This window comes from Saezia sanguinis (assembly GCF_003991585.1).
Classification (GTDB): Bacteria; Pseudomonadota; Gammaproteobacteria; order Burkholderiales; family Burkholderiaceae_C; genus Saezia; species Saezia sanguinis.
Genome location: NZ_PQSP01000002.1, coordinates 246,059 through 264,941 on the forward strand (window position 1 = coordinate 246,059; position 18,883 = coordinate 264,941).

Here is an 18,883-nt window from a genome sequence, read left to right on the forward strand (position 1 = left end):
TTTGAAATGGATAACAAGCGCTATCAAAATGGTCTGGCCAGATTGGCTGAGGTGGATGGTCAGGCCGGGGAACATGTCATTCAATCATTGCAGCATGTTGCGCCGGATCTGGGGCGTTACATCATTGAATTTGCATTTGGTGATATTTATAGGCGCCCTCTGTTGACGCTGGAAGAACGGGAAGTCATCACCTTGAGCAGCCTGCTGACCGCCGGAGGGTGTGAAGCTCAGTTGGATGTACATATTCAGGCGGCACTGAATGTGGGTATCAGCCGGGAGAAGGTGATTGAAGTATTCATGCAGTGCATTCCTTATACCGGGTTTCCCAGAGTTCTGAATGCGGTTCATGTGGCTAAGCAGGTATTTGCCCGGCAGGCAGCAGAAGCATAGCCAGTGAGGGACTGTGCCTGTGCCGGCGTGAGTGATTGGCAAAACAAGCTGGAAGATCCACCTTCATGCTGCACTTCATGCTCATGCGTTGCAGAGAGGGAGATGGATGTGTGGCAGAGGTTGCTGGCGCAAAAATAAACGCCTGTAATCAAGGTTGTCAGGCAACGCTTGGTTTCAGGCGGGTATCAGCGGTCAGCGGGCAGTTGAACTGATCAGGAGAAGATTTTCCCGATGAGTTCCTGTATTTTGTCCTGGTCAATATGGGTAACCTGCTCCGGGGTCTGGCCTTCCGGCGTCAGGGCATTCACCAGCTTGGGCAGGCCTTTGGCCAGCAGGGTGTCAAACAATTCAGCGTCAACACCAGATTTTTCTGCCAGGTTTTTAATCAGGTCGGTTCCAATAACCTGATGCAACTGGTCTTCGGTAATCGGCAGGTTATCTTCTTGTCCGACCCAGGATGCAATCAGTTTGCTTAAGCCGTTTGCCTGAAATTTCTGCACCAGACCGGGCAAGCCGCCAACCTGGTCAAAGAACTGGCTGATCATGCCTGAGAGTTTGTTTTGCAAGTCGGAGTTGTCTTTCAGTAAAGTGCTGGCAGCGGCACTGATGACAGAATCAAGTAAGCCCATTTGGTACTCTCCAATGCGGGTAGGGAATGAAATTTTAGCTAAGTTTACCGCAAACGGTCTCCTTTATTCATGCGTGCCGGCTTTTTCTCTGACAGGTGCACGGTTGATAACATGCTGCGACAATAGGACACCATGGAAAAACAGAATTCAGCCTTCCCGTCTGGTTACGATGATACTTTTTTGCGTGCATTGCGCCGTGAAGTTACTGACTACACGCCTGTATGGCTGATGCGACAGGCCGGGCGTTATCTGCCGGAGTATCTGGCCACGCGCCAGAAAGCCGGGAGTTTCATGGGGCTGGCAACCAATCCGGACCTGGCAACCGAAGTGACGCTGCAGCCGTTGGAGCGTTTCGGGCTGGATGCGGCTATTTTGTTTTCGGATATTCTGACGGTGCCTGACGCAATGGGACTGGGGTTGAGTTTTGCCCCGGGAGAAGGGCCGCGTTTTGCCCACCCGGTTCAAAGTGAAAAAGAGGTGGCTGCACTGCAGGTGCCTGATATGGCCAAACTGGACTATGTTTTTGCTGCGGTGAGGCAGATCCGTACCGCGCTGGCGTCAATGAGCCGGCCGGTGCCTCTGATTGGTTTTTCCGGCAGTCCCTGGACGCTGGCCTGCTATATGGTGGAAGGAGGCAGCTCCTCTGATTACCACCGCGTTAAGAATATGCTGTACTCCCGTCCTGACCTGTTGCAGCGGATTCTGGATATCAATGCCCAGGCCGTGGCGGCCTATCTCAACGCGCAGATTGAGGCCGGTGCCCAGGCGGTGATGATTTTTGACAGTTGGGGGGGCGTGCTGGCCGATGGCGCTTACCAACAGTTCAGTTTGGCGTCTGTGCGGCAGGTGGTTGCCTCTTTGCATCGTGAATATGAAAAACAGTCTGTTCCCGTGATTGTGTTTACCAAGGGCGGGGGGCTGTGGCTGGAAGATATTGCAGCCTGTGGCGCCGATGCCGTCGGGGTGGATTGGACAGTGAATCTGCAACAGGCCCGGCAGCGTGTAGGAGGGCGGGTTGCCCTGCAGGGCAATTTGGACCCTGCGGTATTGTTTGCATCTGAAAAAGCGGTTCGAGCAGAGGCCAGACGGGTTCTGGATTCCTTTGGGCATTTGCATGGTGCCGGGGCCGGCCATGTGTTCAATCTGGGGCATGGAATCAACCAGCATACCCCCCCCGAATCGGTGGCTGCGCTGGTGGATGAGGTCCATAATTATTCGCGCCAGTTCCACCATGTGGATTAACCCACTCGGGCATCTCTGAATTATGAGAATTGCTTGACTTGTACACAGATTCACGCATGGGGGGTGTATATGAAGATACAAGTCATTTATATGACAATGCATCTGAATTAGCTTGTAACTCATTGAAAATAAACGTGTAATATATTTGTCATCATAATGAAGGTCATGCTGCTCAAATTGTCGTTTAGAAATGACTTTTTTGTCTTGTGTTTCTCCACAAAGTTATCCACAGCCTGATAAGCTATTGAAAACAGACATGATTTAGATAGAAGTGTCAGGTGAAAATACCCGGGAACGAATAGAAAGATATGGCAGCCTTCATCGTAGATGTCATTGTTGATTTGCCTGCCCACAGCGCTGTTGAAGGAGCGCTCAGTTATGCCTGTGATGTGGCCCTTGCCCCTGGGGGGCTGGTTCGTGTACCTTTGGGTAAAAAAGAAGTATTGGGCATTGTCTGGAATGTGCGTGATTCCGTTGCCGCTTCGACCATAAATACGCCATCACAATCGATAGAACTGAAGCCGATAATTCAGTATCTGGATGAGATACCGCCCTTGTCTGGTGCATGGAGAGACTTGACCGCTTTTAGCGCACAGTATTATCAGCGTTCTTTAGGAGAGGTTGCGCTGCAGGCATTACCGCCGGAGCTGCGGAAACTGGATGCCGTTCAACTGCAGCGCAGGCTGAAGCGTCTACAGGGTAAACAGGAGGGCGAAGTTAACGAGGCGCCTCCTGCACTGCCTGAACTCACATACGAGCAGCAAAATGCGGTGCAGCAGATTACACCGGCCTTATATGCAGCAGAGCCACTTGCCCAGCAAGGGAAAAGCGAAGCCGCATCTGCAAAAGCGGCGGTGTTTTTGCTGGAGGGGGTTACCGGCAGCGGCAAGACAGAAGTGTATATGCGTGTGGTGCAGGCGGCGTTGGCTAAGAACCCACAGGCACAGGTGCTGATTCTGGTGCCTGAAATTAACCTGACGCCACAACTGGAAGCACGCTTTGCCCAGCGGTTCCCCGAGGAACAGATGGTGTCCATGCACAGCGGTCTGACCGCGGCGCAGCGTCTGCGCTCCTGGTTGCTGGCGCATACGGGGCGTGCACGAATTGTGCTGGGAACCCGTATGGCGATTTTTGCGTCTATCCCGCAGCTCAGTCTGATTGTGGTGGACGAGGAGCATGATCCTTCCTATAAGCAATATGAAGGGGCACGCTGGTCTGCGCGTGACCTGGCTGTCTGGCGTGGCTGGCACGAAAAAGTCCCGGTCATTCTGGGCTCGGCGACACCTTCATTGGAAAGCTGGCGCCATGCTCAGCAGGGACAGTACCAGTTGCTGGAGATGCCGCTGCGCATTGGCCAGGGGGGAATGCCCAAAGTCCGCATGGTGGATATGCGGCAGATGCCACGCCAGACGGTTCTGGCCCCGGCACTGCTGCAAGCTATGCAGCAGAGAATTGCACGCGGTGAACAAAGCCTGGTGTTGCTCAACAGGCGTGGTTATGCGCCTGTGCTGCACTGTGTGTCCTGCGGCTGGCAAAGCCAATGTCCTTATTGCACAGCATGGCGGGTTTATCATCGGATCGACCGGACGCTGCGCTGTCATCATTGCGGTTTTACCGAACCGGTTCCGAAAGCCTGTCCGCAGTGTGGAGACCCTGATTTGCAGCCGATTGGCCGGGGAACCGAGCGACTGGAAGAGCAGTTAAAAGCATTGCTGCAGCGGCCTGATGGCTCTGCCGCCCGGGTTTTGCGTATTGATGCGGACAGCACCCGCCATGCAGGATCGCTGGTGGCGCATTTGAAGCAGGTACATGACGGCGATGTTGACGTACTGCTGGGCACGCAGATGATTGCCAAGGGACATGATTTCCGCTTTGTGACACTGGTTGCAGCAGTCAATCCGGATACCGCTTTGTTCTCCAATGACTTCCGTGCCGGAGAGCGCCTGTTTTCGCTGCTGTTGCAGGCTGCGGGCCGGGCCGGTCGCGATGCACGGTTGTCAGAGCAAAGTGAACTGTGGATACAGACCATGCAGCCGGAGCATCCCTTGTTCAAAGCGCTGAAAACATATGATTTTTCTGCGTTTGCGCGGGCAATGCTCGAGGAGCGCGAAATGGCGGCCATGCCGCCTTTCATGCACCAGGCTTTGGTACGAGCCCAGGCACGTACGCAGGAAGCAGCGCAGGAGTTTTTAAACCAGATACATCAGCAAGGACAGGAGATCATTCAGTCAATGCAACTGGCTGACTACCTGACCTTGTATCCGCCGATTCCGGCGGCAATGCAGCGGGTTGCCGGCATTGAGCATGCGCAGATGCTGCTGGAGTCGCGCTCCAGACAGGTGTTGCAGCAGTTTCTGAACGCCTGGCGCGGTGTGTTGCATCAGGTGCGTGTGCGGGGCATGGTGCGCTGGGCGATTGATGTGGATCCGCAGGTCATTTAGGGCGTGTTAACGCTCCCTCGTTTTCAGCTTATCCGGCAGCAGGTGCATGCCTAAGGCCGGGTCACATGGCGTCAGGGATCGGCTTAAGTATCGGACGGGTTAAAAGTTGCGTAAAAGGCGTGCAAAACAACCATTCAAGCATGCGTTAGCTGGGGGCAGTGTCTGCGCTGAATATGCTTAACTGCTCATCCTTAATGGTAAACAGCAATGGCGACAGGCTGTAGGCAACGGTGGGAAATATATCCTGAACAAATTTGCGCAGATCATGAATCTGCTTTGCATTATCACTGTCGGCAATGATCAGTGTGCCGCGCGCGACAATGGCAATCACCGGGTCGCCCCTTAAGGCAATGCGCTCTTTCCATTGGTCGTACAGCAAAATCATGCTGGCATCATAGTTGGAGTCCACATGTACGGTATAGCCCAGTGGGGAGGCTTTGATTTTCATACCCGGGATATGCGTTTTGAGGTTTTCCAGTGCCTGTTGATAAACTTCCTGGATATCGTCAGCCGCAGAAAAGTCATGCAGTTGTTCGTTAAAAACATAACTCATATGGTGCGGGGTATCCAGCGCAAAAACAATGGACAGGTCCGCAACCAGTGGAATGTGTGCCAACTGTCGGCCATATTGCTGGCTGGTGGTGTGGAAAAAGGAGGAGTCTTTTTCCTGCTGGGGCGTGTGCTGAACGCGTTCAATCCAGCTCTGGTTTTTGATGGCAGGCAACAGCAGGGGGCGTACCTCATCGGTATTTAAAAGCAGGCTGTCTACAGTGGTGAGCATGTTCTCACAGAACTCTCCCAGCCGGCTGGGGTCTCCCAGATAGGTCGAATACAGGCTGTCAACGTAGCAGGAGAATGTATGCCCGTCAGTACCGGTAATGTCAATGCGGACTTCATCCGGTTGGTGGGGGTTGATAACGGTGAACCGGTTTTTTTTATATCTTTCACGCATTTTCTCGCATAGCTTTTGTGCCACTTCACATTTGCTCAGAGTCAAATTGCTGTTGCGGGAAAAAATCTGCGAGAAAATTTTCATGACGGGACATCCAGGGCAAATGAAAAGGTCAGCGGGTAAGCATTGCTGCCTTTACTGTTGTCATGCTGTTTTCATCACAACATATGGCGAGAGTTTATCATTTTGCCGTGCAGTTGTTAGGGGCAGGGGAAGAAGCGGCAGGCGTAACATAGGGATTACAGAACCTGTCTGGGCACTGTTGGTGTTAGTATGCCTATAGCGTACTGCATGTGCTGTCTGGCCTGGCTGCGGCTGCAAAGGGTTCATTTGTTGAAAGACGTCTGAAAATGTGGCGGACAAAGGAGATGTTTCATGAGATATGCCTATTTCCCCCGGACCGGAGCGGCTGAAAGCCTGACGTTTGCCCAGGCAGATATCCCACGCCCGCAGCGTGGCCAGGTTTTGGTCAAAATGCATGCGGCTTCGTTGAACTACCGTGATTTGATTGTTGCCAAAGGCGGATTGCCTGCGGGCAAGCAGGATAATCTAATCCCACTTTCAGATGGTGCCGGGGAGGTTGTTGATGTCGGGGATGATGTCAGCCGTGTCAAGGTTGGGGAGCGGGTAGCCGGATTGTTTTTTCAAAAATGGCAGGCGGGGGCCATGACTGCCAGAGATGCACGTTATGCATTGGGTGGAACGATAGACGGTGTTTTAGCGCAATACCGCCTGTTTGATGAAGATGGTGTTGTGGCCATTCCCGATTATTTAAGTTACGAGCAGGCAGCGACCCTGCCTTGTGCGGCATTAACCGCCTGGCATGCTTTATTTGGCGGTGTGCAAACATTGCGCCCAGGGCAGGCGGTGCTGTTATTGGGCACGGGCGGGGTTTCGATGTTTGCGCTGCAATTTGCAAAACTTGCGGGGGCACGTGTCATTCTCATTTCTTCCAGCGATGAAAAGCTGGATTCAGCGCATCAGCTTGGGACAGATGTATGCATTAACTATCGGCAGTTGCATGACTGGCATCTGGAGGTGCTGAAGCATTGTCATGCCGGTGTGGATCATGTGGTGGAAGTCGGGGGTGCTGGCACCCTGGCGCGCTCTGTGCGTGCAACCCGGCCGGGGGGCGCAATTCATTTGATTGGTGTGCTGACACAGGGGGAAGTGAATCCGGCAGCCATTATGCAGCGGGGGCTGACGCTTGAAGGCATTCATGTCGGCTCACGTGCCATGTTTGAAGCCATGAACCAGGCACTGTGTTTACATCAATTGCAGCCGGTGATTAGCCAGATGTACCGTTTTGACGAAGCCGTGCAGGCGTATGAAGATCTGGCGCAGGCCAGGCATCTGGGCAAACTGGTGATCAGTCTGGCAGATGCATAGATGCGTAGATTCATACATGCATAAAGGTATCAATGGGCACGCCTGATAAAGGCGCTGCTTAAAAACCGACGGCCTGTCCGTCGCGCCGGCTGTCACTGGCAGCGACATAACCGAGGCCGGCATCTGAGCCGGATAGCTTCCAGATAAACTGACCGGCGCCAAAGTCCATGTAGGAATCTTCAAAAGACAGCATGCGGTGCCCGAGCCGCTTGAGCCCTTCAATGGTGTTTGGTGGTACGCCCTGTTCAATATCCAGTGAGTAATCCCGGTTGACTTTCCAGCGTGGTGCACAACAGGCGGTCTGGGGCTGCTGGTCGTAATCAATCATGCGCACGAGGGTTTGTACATGCCCCTGGGGCTGCATGTCGCCGCCCATCACCCCGAAACTCATGACCGGTTGCCCGTTCTGGGTCAGAAACCCCGGAATAATGGTGTGGAAAGGGCGCTTGCCGCCCATGACCGCATTGGCTGATTTCGGGTCCATGGAAAATCCCACGCCGCGGTTTTGCAAACTGATACCGGTACCTGGCACCACCACGCCAGAGCCAAAGCCCATATAGTTGGACTGGATGAAGGACACCATCATGCCGCTGTCATCCGCGGTGGCAAGGTAAATGGTGCCGCCGGCATAAGGGCGCCCGGCCTGAAACTGGGTTGCCCGGTGCGGTGCAATCTGGCTTGCACGCTCGGCCAGATAAGCTTCGCTGAGCATTTGCTCGGGCGTTACTTCCATGCGGGCGGGGTCAGCGACATATTGATAAACATCGGTAAAAGCCAGTTTCATGGCTTCAATTTGCAGGTGCTGTGATTCAGGAGAATCTACCGGCAGGTTGCGCAGGTCGAAGTGGTTCAGAATGCCCAGCGCAATCAATGCGGCAATGCCTTGCCCGTTGGGCGGGATTTCATACAGTTCATAATCACGAAAGCGTTGTTTGATCGGGGTGACCCATTGCGGGCGGTAGTCTCCCAGGTCATACAGGTTCAGCGCGGCATTTTCTGCACGGCTGAAAGCCACAATTTTTTCTGCAATGTCTTCTTCGTAAAATGCCCGGCCTCTGGTCTGGGCAATCCGGCGCAAAGTCTGTGCCGCAGCAGGAAGCCGGAACAGTTCTCCAATTTTGGGTGCACGGCCATCAGGCAGAAATGCCTGTGCAAATCCGGGTTGTCCATGCAATTCCCTGGCGGCAGCGGCCCACTTGTGCGCAACCATGGGCGGGACGATATAACCTTTTTCGGCCATGTCGATGGCCGGTATCAATAACTGTTCAAACGGCAGGCGGCCAAACTTTTCATGCAAAGCCACCCAGCCTGCTACTGCGCCGGGCACGGTGACGGTGTCCCAGCCGCGTAATGGGCGTTGCGCAAATCCGCGCTCATCCGTACCGTAGCGGCGTGCAAAATAATCAGGGTTCCATGCGGCTGGTGCCGGGCCGGATGCATTAAGGCCGTGCAGTTGCTGACCATCCCATATGATGGCAAAACAGTCACTTCCCAAACCATTGGAGACAGGCTCCACAATGGTCATGCAGGCCGCCGTGGCAATGGCGGCATCCACCGCATTGCCACCCTGTCTGATCATATGCAGTCCGGCCTGGGCCGCCAGTGGATGTGAGGTGGAGACAATGTTGCGGGCAAAGATAGGGGTGCGGGCGGAAAGGTAAGGGTTGTGCCAGTTAAAAGACTTCATAAATGGAGTATAGGCAGAAAATAAAGTCTTTATAACTGCTTAATCAGACGGGGCGTTGTCGGTATGGTTATGGGATTTGGCCGCGGGGTCTTCTTTTGACGGTTTGGGAGTACGGGCAGAGCCGGCAACAATGTCAAACCGCATCAGGCGGCATTCAATCGGGCCGTTCCACATGGGAATGCGGCGGCTGGCTTTTAGCCGCATCAGTTGCGGCAGCTTCATGTCCGGGGTCAATACCCAGGCAGTCCAGCCATCAAAGGCGCGTTTCCAGTGGCTGGCAAGTAACGGGAAAAAGTCATCGTCAGCGGCAGTTTGTGAGGTGGGTAGCGAAGAAGGCCTTCTTTCTGTCCCTGATGCTCTGGCATGGATGCTTCCGCGTGGGCTGATACGTTCTCCATACGGCGGGTTGATCAGCATCATGCCCTTGGCGACCGGGGCAGGCCGCTGCAATGCGTCACCGCCATGGAAGTCAATTGCATGTGTGACCCCGGCGCGTTCTGCATTGCGCCGCGCAAAGTCAACCATGCGGAAAGAAACATCGCTGGCAAAAATAGCGGCAGTAGGGGGGTGAACTTGCTGCTGGGCCTGCTGTTTGATCTGGGCCCATGCCGCAGGTTTATGCGGTTTTAGATTTTCAAAAGAAAAGCGGCGCTGCAAACCGGGTGCAATGCCACAGGCAATTTGTGCAGCCTCAATGGCAATGGTGCCCGAGCCGCAGCATGGGTCCAGCAGTGCTTCACCCTGCTGATAGGCCCAGTCACTGGCGACCAGCATGGCGGCTGCCAGCGTTTCCTTGAGCGGGGCATCGCCCTGGTTCTGGCGCCAGCCGCGTTTAAACAGCGGTTCACCGGAGGTGTCCATATACAGCGTGATGGTCTGCTCATCAAAGTGTGTCAGAATCTGTACATCGGGCTGGCGGGTATCGACATTGGGGCGTTCACCGCTCATGTCACGGAAACGGTCGGCAATGCCGTCTTTCACGCGCAGCAATGCAAAGTTCAGGCTGTGCAGGGGGCTTTTGCGTGAGGTGGCGTCAATGCGGAATGTGGAGGTGGTGTTGAACCATTTTTCCCAGGGCGTTTCACGTGAGATTTTGTATACATCGTGCTCACTTTGGTAGCGTGCGTGGGCAACCTGCAGCAATACCCGCTGTGCCAGGCGGCTGTGCAGGTTCAACTGCATGCACAGATCCCAGGGGCCGCGTACCGCCACACCACCATGGCGCACGGTGCATAATGCAGCAGAAGCCAATTTAGCGACCTCTTGCTCCAGATAAGGTTCAACACCTGCGGCACAGGGCAAAAAATAGTGGTAATTGGTATGCATTGAGGTCACAATAGAAAGCTGACAAGAATAATGGCCTTGTTGGAAAACCAGGCCGGTTTGGATACGACCATTTTATATGAGGATGGCCGTGTTGGCGGCGAAAACAAGGCAAGCGGTATGTCTAAAGGTATTTTTTTCTCGATTCTGGCCTCTGCACTGTTTGGCGGGCTCTATTACTATGCCTCTTTGCTGCAGCCGCTGAGCGGGCAGGAAGTGATGGGGTGGAGAATATTGTTCACGCTGCCCATGGTGACGTTATTTGCGGTTGCCGGTAAAGAGTGGACTCTGGTGAAGCAGGTGTGGCAGCGGGTGAAAAAAACGCCGGCTTTTGCCGGGGTGCTGGTTCTGAATTCGTTTTTACTGGGCATTCAATTTTGGCTGTTCATGTGGGCGCCGATGAATGATCGGGCCTTGCAGGTCTCGTTAGGTTATTTTCTGATGCCTCTGGTGATGGTACTGGTGGGCTACTTTGTTTATGGCGAGCCGCTTTCCTGGCTGAAGAAGCTGGCAACTTTGCTGGCAGCCGTTGGGGTGGCCAACGAGTTTTTTTATGTTGGCGGCATGGCCTGGGAAACGCTGGTGGTTGCACTGGGTTTTCCTTTGTATTTTTATATGCGGCGCCGTTTCGATGTGAACCACATGGGCGGGTTGTGGTATGAGATTGCATTGATGCTGCCCTTATCTGTCTGGTTTGTCATGCATGGCGCTCTGTCATGGGAGGTGCTGGCGCAAAAGCCTGCGCTGTATATTTTGATTCCGTTTCTGGGGGTGTTAAGCACAACGGCATGGGCTTTTTATGTGGTAGCCAATAAATTGCTGCCATTCAGTCTGTTTGGCTTGCTGGGCTATCTGGAACCGATATTGCTGGTGGCGGTTTCGTTGTTGCTGGGGGAATCAATTCACTTGCGTGAATGGCCCACTTATATTCTGATATGGGCCGCAATTGTGGTGCTGGTGTTGGAAGGGGGCAAGCATATGGTGATGCAAAAACATACCCGCGCGGCCCGCTGATGTTGCCAGGCGGACTGACAACAAGATGTGTATGGGGCAAATGGTGGAAAACTATTTTCTGTTAAAACAGATGAAAGAGCGCCATTTACACGGCTTTGCGCAGATTGGCGGGGGCAATTTTCAGCCCTTCGCGGTATTTGGCGACAGTGCGTCGTGCAACCTGTATGCCCTGCTCAGCGAGCATTTTTGAAATATCGTTGTCAGACAGCGGCTTTTGCGAGTCTTCCTCGGTGACCAGCTGTTTGATCAGCGCACGTACAGCGGTACTTGATGCGTTGCCGCCGGTCTCGGTGGACAGGGATGAGCCAAAGAAAAACTTGAGTTCAAAGATGCCAAATGGCGTCAGCATGTATTTGGCGGTTGTGACACGTGAGATGGTCGATTCGTGCAGCCCCAGTTCGTCGGCAATTTCGCGTAACACCAGCGGACGCATGGCAATTTCGCCATGGGTGAAGAAGTTTCTTTGCCGGTTTACTACTGCCTGAGAAACACGCAGAATGGTTTCAAAACGCTGTTGAATGTTTTTGATGAACCAGCGGGCTTCCTGAAGGCGCTGATTCAGGGCCTGGGCGCCATCGTTGCCTTTATGTCCACGCAACGCCTGGGCATAGATATCATTGACACGAATTTTGGGCATGATGTCAGGATTGAGCGTGGCCTTCCATTGGTTGCCTGATTTTTTGATAATCACATCCGGAATGAGCACAGTTCCTGGCGAGCTGGCAAACTGGCGTCCGGGCTTGGGGTCCAGCGTTAAGATGAGCTGATAAGCACTGCGTATGGTTTCTTCATCAAACCCGGTGATGGCCGCCAGCTTGCGGTGGTCTCGTTTGGCAAGCAGATCCAGATGTTGCGTGCAAATGGTCAGCGCCAGGTCTTTTTGAAATGAGTCTGGCAGTTGTTTAAGCTGCAGGCACAGGCACTCGGACAGGTTGCGTGCACCGACACCTGCCGGGTGCATGGTTTGCAGCAAGTTCAGCGCGCATGTGAGGCGCTCCAGCATATCCTCATGTTCAAGCTCGTAGTCAATGTTGCTTTGGCGTGAAGAAAGTAACTGGTCTGTGATATCGGTCAGATCGTCGGCCAGATAGCCGTTTTCATCCAGGGATTCGATCAGAATGTACAACGCGGCTTTGTCTTCGTCACTGTTATGCAGTGTGCGGGCCTGCTGCATGAGGTGTTCTGTCAGCGATACATTTTGTGAGGCCCATTCCAAAGCGTTGGCGGTTTCTTCATCATCTGGTTGTGCGTTGCTGTTGGAAACGCTGTCGCCCCAGTCCCGGCTGTCTGACCAGTCCCATTCATCGTCGCCGTTGGAGCGGTTGTCGAGTTCCTGGGGCTGTGACCAATCCATTTCCGAAAGCTCATTGCTGCTGGAAGCGCTGTCAGAGGAATCACCGGCGCTTGCCATGTTATCTGCCGATGATGATGCCAGCGGCAATTCATTGCCGGATTCCGGGCCGTCCTCTTCTAAAAAAGGATTGCTCTCCAACATGCTTTCAACCTCCTGCTGCAATTCCAGCGTGGAGAGTTGCAACAGCCGGATCGACTGCTGCAATTGCGGTGTGAGCGCAAGGTGCTGTGAAATGCGTAGCTGAAGGCCCGGTTTCATCATGGTGCTTAACGACCTTGCTACATGCGGAAGTTTTCGCCCAGGTATACCCGGCGCACGTCAGGGTTGGCGACGATTTCGTCAGATGTACCCTGGGTCAGGACTTTGCCTTCACTGATGATGTAAGCGTGATCGCAGATGTTCAATGTTTCCCTTACGTTATGATCGGTAATCAGCACGCCGATGCCGCGTGCTTTTAAAAAACCAATGATGCGCTGGATTTCAATGACGGCAATCGGATCAATCCCCGCAAAGGGTTCATCCAGCAAAATGAAATGGGGGTAGGTGGCGAGTGCCCGTGCAATTTCCACGCGTCGCCGTTCACCACCGGACAGCGCCAGGGCGGGGGAGTCACGCAGCCGGTCAACGTGGAGGTCCTGCATCAGACGGTCCAGTTCTTCATCAATGCGCTTGCGTGAAAGGCTTTGCCCGTCGGCATCCAGTTGCAGTTCGAGCACCGCGCGGATATTTTCCGAGACACTGAGTTTGCGGAAAATAGACGCTTCCTGCGGCAGGTAGGATAACCCCATGCGGGAGCGCTCATGGATCGGCATGCGGGTGATGTCCCGGTCATTGATCATGATTTTTCCGGCATCTGCACGTACCAGACCGACGATCATGTAAAACGAGGTGGTCTTGCCTGCGCCATTGGGGCCTAGCAGGCCCACAACCTCGCCTGATTCCACAGCGATTGAAACGTCTTGCACCACGGTGCGGGCACCGTAGGTTTTTTTCAGCCCTGTCGCGTCGAGTTTTGCCTTTGCCACTTGGGAAGCGGTGTCTGGGGTTGATGTGGAAGATGTGGTTTCGGTTGCAACCAAACTCATGTCCAATCCTTCGGGCGGGTTAATCGTTTGGCTCAGGGGTTAAGACCATGGTCATGCGGCCACTGGCAGAGCTGCTGTTGGGACCGCTTTCCACGGTGAAAAAGCTGGTGGTGTCGTTATAGGTAATGACTCCGCCGGAAGACTGGTCCCAGAGCTCGGTACCCCGGTAACGCCGAATGGTCGCATCGCCAACGAGCTTCAATGTGGTGGTACGGCTGTCATATTCCAAGCGGATGGCTTCGCCTTCGATATATTCATTGGTGTTGTCACGGTTTTGCCTGAAATAGGCTCTGTGCTGGGCCGAGCCAATGGCAACGCCAAGCTGGTGCCCTGAAGCCACCTGGCGGACATCCATTTGTGCGGCGCGTATCGTCAATGACCCCTGCGAAGCAACCACATTACCGAAAAAGCGGCTGACTTTATTGGCATTGTCGTATTGCATGCGGTCCGCCTCAATGTGGATGGGTTGCTTGGCATCATCATTGGCGGCCCAGGAGGAGAAGGACATCAGGCATAACAGCGTGATAACAGGTATCTGCTTGGCTGCATATATGAAAAACCGTGAGAAAACAGTCTGCATAATTATGTCCGGCATGAAAATTGCATTAAACAGCCCCTATCTTACTTGATTCTACAGGGGAGCGGTAATCATCCAGCAGAGAGCAGGAGGTTTTCTATCAGCTTGGATGAAATAGTCAAAAACAGTGTAAAGAAAGAGAATATGAAAGCCTGCAAAGGCGGGGCCAATAAAAAAGCCGCCAAAGCGTATCGCGTTGAGCGGCATTTTCTATGGTAAAACCAGGAAAAGTATTAGCTGCCCATAGAGGCTTTAACACGGGCGATCAATGTTTCAGCGACACGCAGTGCTTCCTGAGAGGCGCCAATGGTCCAATACTGTCCTCCAACGCCGATAGCCGGTGTTCCTTCGATGCCGTAGGCTTCCACCAGTTGATTGGCGCGCTGAACCTTGGATTGCACACCAAAAGATTCATAGACTTTCATGGCTTCGTCGGCATTGATGCCATGAGCCGCAAAAAACGCGCGGATCGGTTTGGGTTCAATCAGATAATTTTTCTTTACCTGAACCTCTTCAAACACGGTGTCGTGCAGATCCAGCCGGTCGAGCGCTTCCAGCGTGTAATAAATACGGGCATGGGGTTCCACGATGGAGCGGAACGATACGGGAACACGCTGAATGTAGGCATCTGCCGGTGCTTTGGCAGCCCAGGCGTTGAAGATGGATTCAAAAGCAAAACAGTGGTTGCAGCTGTAGGCGAAAAATTCAATGACCTGTACTTTGCCAGCCGGTGCATCGTTGGGCAAAGTGGGCTTAACCAGCCAGAAATTCTTATTCTCCTGCAGAGCGACTTCGCTTGCTTGAGCCAGTGGATTCATCAGCCCGGCTGTTATTACTGAAACTCCGGCGACTAGCCCTTTTGAAAAATGTCTGCGTTGCATGATCGTTGTTTTCCTATCTCTTATCTGCGAATGACCTTTGGAGTATAGGCAGTTCACATTAGTTCATATGGTGGCAGTGATTTGTTACTGCTGTACCAGCACGATGGCGGCATCAATGTTGTTGCTGGCCAGATTACGCTGTGCAATGCTGGCGGCTTCCCGGGTGGAGTAAGGGCCAAGTCGTACACGGTGAATCGTTCTGCCTGCTGCGGTTACCTGGCTGATAACAGCCTGGTTGCCCAGCAAAGCCAGCCGGGCACGTTGTTGTTCGGCTTCGGTTGGGGAGGCAAAAGCGCCTGCCTGCACATAAAACTGCATGTTGGCTTCGGGTGGCGGGGTATTCGGCCTGCCTTCTGGCGCTACGGTTGTTGATGGCGCGACGCGTTCGTTGCCTGAAGGCATGGCGCCACCCAGCGCAGCGATGGCAACCGGGTCATCTGTGGTGGCAGGGGCCGGTATCACGCTGTCTGTTGGCGTTGTTGCTGTCTCAGGCAGTGGCGGGGGTGTCTGCTGCTCGGGCGCGGCAGGCCCGCCTTGGGGCTGCAAAGAACGGTTCGGATTCCAGTCACTCGGTACCTGGAGCGGCTCCTGCTGAGAATAGCGGTCGGCAAAGGGGACCGGCGTTTTGGTGATGTAAAACGCCACACCTGCCGCAATAATCAGGCCCAGTACAAGCCCGAGAATAAAGCCGATCAGTGAAAGTCCGCGCTGTTGAATCATGATAGAAGTTGATTGCATAGTAAAGATTGCCCTTATGATACTACATCGTTGCGACTCATTGATTCTGGCGCACCAACGCCCAGCAAGGCCAGGCCATTTGCCAGTACCTGGCGTGTGGCGCTCAATAATGCCAGACGGGCCAAAACCAGACTGGCGTCCTGGACCAGTACGCGTTCGGCATCATAATAACTGTGGAAGGCACTGGAAAGATCGCGTAAATAAAATGCAACATCGTGCGGTGCCAGCGTGTGCGCGGCTTCGGCGATCATATCCGGATATTGGGCCAGCCTGGTCATCAGTGTCAGCTCCGTGGGGGCTGTGAGTCTGCTGAGGTCTGCACCAGTCAAAGCAGAAGTGTCATGCCCTTGTTTCTGTGCTTCACGCACAATGGAGCAGATGCGTGCATGTGCATACTGTACATAAAATACCGGGTTTTCATCGTTCTGCTTTAATGCCAGGTCAATGTCAAAAACAAACTCGGTGTCTGCTTTGCGGCTGATCAGGAAAAAACGCACGGCATCCTTGCTGGTCCATTCGATCAGGTCGCGTAAGGTCACGTAACTGCCTGCGCGTTTGGAGATTTTAACCTCCTGCCCGTCACGCATCACGGTAACCATCTTGTGCAGAATATAGTCAGGGTAGTCCTTGGGAATATGCATGCCGACAGCTTGCAAGCCAGCACGTACACGGGCAATGGTCCCGTGGTGGTCAGAGCCCTGGATATTGATGGCTTTGGTAAAGCCGCGCTCCCACTTGGCAATGTGATAAGCCACATCGGGCAGAAAGTAGGTATAGCTGCCGTCCTGCTTGCGCATGACACGGTCTTTGTCATCGCCAAAGTCGGTGGTTTGCAGCCACATGGCACCGTCTTTTTCATAAGTGTGGCCGGATGCCACCAGTTTTTTGACGGTATCGTCAACACGGCCACTGCTGTAAAGACTGGACTCCAGGTAATAATTGTCAAACCGGACCTGGAATGCTGTTAAATCCTGGTCCTGTTCGTGGCGCAGATAAGCAACGGCAAACTGGCGGATAGACTCCAGATCATTGACATTGCCGCTGGCCGTAAAGTGACGGTCATCTGCTGTAACGGTTTCTTGTGCCAGAAAGTCTTTGGCAATGTCGGCAATGTATTCACCGTTATAGGCGTTTTCCGGCCAGCCTGCGCCTCCTGGCACCAGGCCCTGTGCGCGGGCCTGCACGGAAATGGTCAGGTTGTGGATCTGTACGCCGGCATCGTTATAGTAAAACTCGCGTGTAACCTGCCAGCCCTGTGTTGCCAGCAGGTTGCATAAAGCATCCCCCAAAGCGGCCTGGCGGCCGTGTCCCACATGCAGAGGGCCGGTCGGGTTGGCTGAAACGAATTCAACAATCACCCGGTTGCCGTGCGCGCTGTCGTTATGGCCAAATTGTTCTTTGGTGTTCAAAATGTCTGAAACGATTTGCTGTTTGGCCTGAGGTTTGAGTTTGATATTGATAAAGCCGGGGCCTGCAATGTCAATGCTCTCCACCCATTGATGGACAACAGCCGAAGCGTTCAGTGCATCAACCAGTTGCTGTGCAATTTCACGCGGATTTTTTCGCAGCGGCTTGGACAACTGCATTGCAATCGTGCAGGCCAGGTCCCCCATTTGTGCCTGTTTGGGTGTTTCAAATGTCAGGCTATGGGATGATTCTGGTGCTAGAGCAGCGACTTGTTCTTGAAGAAGGAGCAAAAGTTCCTGTTTGGCTTGCAACATATTGAGGTATTAACATTAAAAACACAACGTACTTGGCGCTGTGTGAAAAGAATAATCATCTGGCACATCTGCGGATATACCCGGAAAGGATCTATTGTGCCTAATTTCGGGCGGCACAGCCAGTGCATGACGACTGTGTGCTATCGGTATTGCTGCACGAATCACATTTTACATGCCTTGGTATAGGTTAAGGGATATGTGCATGAATGATTCAAATGCCTGGAATCCAGGCCATAAACTCACAGCAGTTTCAAATTGGTTTAAGTGGAGTTTGAGGGAAATTTAATTAAATAAATGACAATAACGGCGAATTTATAGCCGTTATGCATTATTTAAAATGAAAATAAAAGGATCATTTAAGATCCTTTTATTTGGGGAAAGCCAGATTAACGAATTAAAAACTGATCACGATTCTTGCCGGCAATCCAGGTTGGAGGTTTACCTCGGCCTGTCCAGGTGGCTCCGGTAGCCGGGTTGCGGTATTTGGGAGCAACAGTCATGCCTTTTTTAGGGCCGGCTTTGCGTTTACCTAATGCAGTCATGACTTCATCTGGGCTGAACTGATACTGTTCGACCAGTGCCACAATTTGTGCAAGTCCTTCTTTTTTTTGCTGATGACGTACGGCGTCAATTTTGGCAGATAGTTCTTTTTGTTTTTGTAGCAGGTTTTCGAGGGACTCCATAATATAAAACTCCTATGGTTAATTGCAAACTGGATTCTATTATAGATTAATTCAGAATATAAAGAAAACAGATTCAATTCAACTTTGAATTAAATAAAATGACTGTCATGCTGATTGGTTTTAATTTTGCAGTTTGGCACCTGTGCATGTTATTGGCGTATGGATGATGGGAGAAACGGCAGCGTATTTCTGAGCTTCTTTGTAAAGATAGAAAAATTAAAGCGTATTGAGGCAGGGTGCAGCGAAAACATGCTGGCACGGTAAATGATTTAAGTGATTTGTATGATGTTGTGGATAACTTCCCAATTGGTGCTTAAAATTTAAGCAGGCAGCGAGAGAGTTCCCGACGTTGTACCGGGGAATCGCACAAGTTGAGTTAATACATTCATTTTTCAATACAATATCTACCTTTATAGGAGTGCAATACTGTGTTTATTACGGATGCTTATGCGCAAGCTGCTGAAGGTGCTGCTCAAGGGGCTTCTCCCCTGATGTCCATGCTGCCTTTGATCCTCATGTTTGTGGTGCTGTATTTTTTACTGATGCGCCCGCAAATGAAACGCCAGAAAGAACATCGGCAGATGGTCGAAGCTCTGGGCAAAGGGGACGAAGTGATTGCAGCAGGTGGAATCTATGGCCGGGTGACCAAGCTGTCTGATTCAATCATCACCATTGAAATTGCTGATGGCGTCGAAATCCAGGTTCAGCGTGGTGCCGTTGCACAGGTGTTGCCCAAAGGCACTATCAAGTAAACAGTGCTTGCTGTTCAAAAAAGGT

General features: G+C 52.8%; 17 protein-coding genes. 6 read left to right on the top strand and 11 right to left on the bottom strand.

Translation table 11 applies throughout. From position 1 onward, the window contains the following. The first annotated feature begins 6 nt into the window (after positions 1–6). A complete protein-coding gene (locus CUZ56_RS05210) occupies positions 7–390 on the top strand; it encodes a carboxymuconolactone decarboxylase family protein (protein WP_126978950.1) in 384 nt (127 codons plus the stop codon). Between the two features lie 212 nt (positions 391–602). Here the strand turns inward: CUZ56_RS05210 and CUZ56_RS05215 are convergent, their stop codons facing one another. Next, positions 603–1,019, bottom strand: coding sequence for a YidB family protein (locus CUZ56_RS05215; RefSeq protein ID WP_126978952.1), 417 nt, complete (start codon positions 1,017–1,019; stop codon positions 603–605). A 132-nt stretch (positions 1,020–1,151) separates the two neighbouring features. Between CUZ56_RS05215 and hemE the strand changes: the two genes are divergently transcribed. Together hemE and priA are read left to right on the top strand one after the other, a co-directional pair. Beyond that, a complete protein-coding gene (hemE, locus tag CUZ56_RS05220; protein ID WP_126978954.1) occupies positions 1,152–2,261 on the top strand; it encodes a uroporphyrinogen decarboxylase in 1,110 nt (369 codons plus the stop codon). Between the two features lie 308 nt (positions 2,262–2,569). Then, positions 2,570–4,702: a replication restart helicase PriA gene (gene priA, locus CUZ56_RS05225; protein ID WP_126978955.1), complete on the top strand. Its 2,133-nt coding sequence runs from the start codon at positions 2,570–2,572 to the stop codon at positions 4,700–4,702. Between the two features lie 145 nt (positions 4,703–4,847). Here the strand turns inward: priA and CUZ56_RS05230 are convergent, their stop codons facing one another. Continuing rightward, positions 4,848–5,738, bottom strand: a complete 891-nt coding sequence (locus CUZ56_RS05230; protein ID WP_126978957.1) for a DUF1444 family protein — start codon at positions 5,736–5,738, stop codon at positions 4,848–4,850. A 291-nt stretch (positions 5,739–6,029) separates the two neighbouring features. Between CUZ56_RS05230 and CUZ56_RS05235 the strand changes: the two genes are divergently transcribed. Further along, entirely contained in the window at positions 6,030–7,043 is a 1,014-nt protein-coding gene (locus CUZ56_RS05235; RefSeq protein WP_126978959.1) for a zinc-dependent alcohol dehydrogenase family protein, read from the top strand. 58 nt (positions 7,044–7,101) lie between these two features. Here the strand turns inward: CUZ56_RS05235 and CUZ56_RS05240 are convergent, their stop codons facing one another. Next, positions 7,102–8,730, bottom strand: a complete 1,629-nt coding sequence (locus CUZ56_RS05240) for a gamma-glutamyltransferase family protein (RefSeq protein ID WP_126978961.1) — start codon at positions 8,728–8,730, stop codon at positions 7,102–7,104. Positions 8,731–8,769: 39 nt separating this feature from the next. Beyond that, the gene (locus tag CUZ56_RS05245; RefSeq protein WP_126978963.1) at positions 8,770–10,056 is read right to left on the bottom strand and encodes a THUMP domain-containing class I SAM-dependent RNA methyltransferase; all 1,287 of its coding nucleotides are present in this window, start codon (positions 10,054–10,056) and stop codon (positions 8,770–8,772) included. Positions 10,057–10,086: 30 nt separating this feature from the next. Here CUZ56_RS05245 and rarD point away from each other — a divergent pair, with 30 nt between their 5' ends. Next, a complete protein-coding gene (gene rarD / locus CUZ56_RS05250; RefSeq protein WP_239442060.1) occupies positions 10,087–11,067 on the top strand; it encodes an EamA family transporter RarD in 981 nt (326 codons plus the stop codon). An 85-nt stretch (positions 11,068–11,152) separates the two neighbouring features. Here the strand turns inward: rarD and CUZ56_RS05255 are convergent, their stop codons facing one another. The 7 genes from CUZ56_RS05255 to CUZ56_RS05285 form a co-directional block, all read right to left on the bottom strand. Then, positions 11,153–12,682 (bottom strand): RNA polymerase factor sigma-54, encoded by a 1,530-nt coding sequence (locus CUZ56_RS05255; RefSeq protein WP_338056650.1) that lies wholly within the window; start codon positions 12,680–12,682, stop codon positions 11,153–11,155. A 17-nt stretch (positions 12,683–12,699) separates the two neighbouring features. Further along, entirely contained in the window at positions 12,700–13,506 is an 807-nt protein-coding gene (lptB, locus tag CUZ56_RS05260) for an LPS export ABC transporter ATP-binding protein (protein ID WP_126978965.1), read from the bottom strand. Positions 13,507–13,525: 19 nt separating this feature from the next. Beyond that, entirely contained in the window at positions 13,526–14,101 is a 576-nt protein-coding gene (gene lptA / locus CUZ56_RS05265) for a lipopolysaccharide transport periplasmic protein LptA (RefSeq protein ID WP_126978967.1), read from the bottom strand. A 215-nt stretch (positions 14,102–14,316) separates the two neighbouring features. After that, positions 14,317–14,964: a thiol:disulfide interchange protein DsbA/DsbL gene (locus CUZ56_RS05270; protein ID WP_126978969.1), complete on the bottom strand. Its 648-nt coding sequence runs from the start codon at positions 14,962–14,964 to the stop codon at positions 14,317–14,319. A gap of 84 nt (positions 14,965–15,048) precedes the next feature. Continuing rightward, a complete protein-coding gene (locus CUZ56_RS05275; RefSeq protein WP_162615259.1) occupies positions 15,049–15,684 on the bottom strand; it encodes an SPOR domain-containing protein in 636 nt (211 codons plus the stop codon). A 32-nt stretch (positions 15,685–15,716) separates the two neighbouring features. Beyond that, a complete protein-coding gene (gene argS / locus CUZ56_RS05280) occupies positions 15,717–17,423 on the bottom strand; it encodes an arginine--tRNA ligase (protein WP_126978973.1) in 1,707 nt (568 codons plus the stop codon). 386 nt (positions 17,424–17,809) lie between these two features. Next, on the bottom strand, positions 17,810–18,106 hold the full coding sequence (locus CUZ56_RS05285; protein ID WP_126978975.1) for an H-NS histone family protein: 297 nt from the start codon (positions 18,104–18,106) through the stop codon (positions 17,810–17,812). 428 nt (positions 18,107–18,534) lie between these two features. Here CUZ56_RS05285 and yajC point away from each other — a divergent pair, with 428 nt between their 5' ends. Beyond that, positions 18,535–18,858, top strand: a complete 324-nt coding sequence (gene yajC, locus CUZ56_RS05290; RefSeq protein ID WP_126978977.1) for a preprotein translocase subunit YajC — start codon at positions 18,535–18,537, stop codon at positions 18,856–18,858. Positions 18,859–18,883 lie beyond the last annotated feature (25 nt).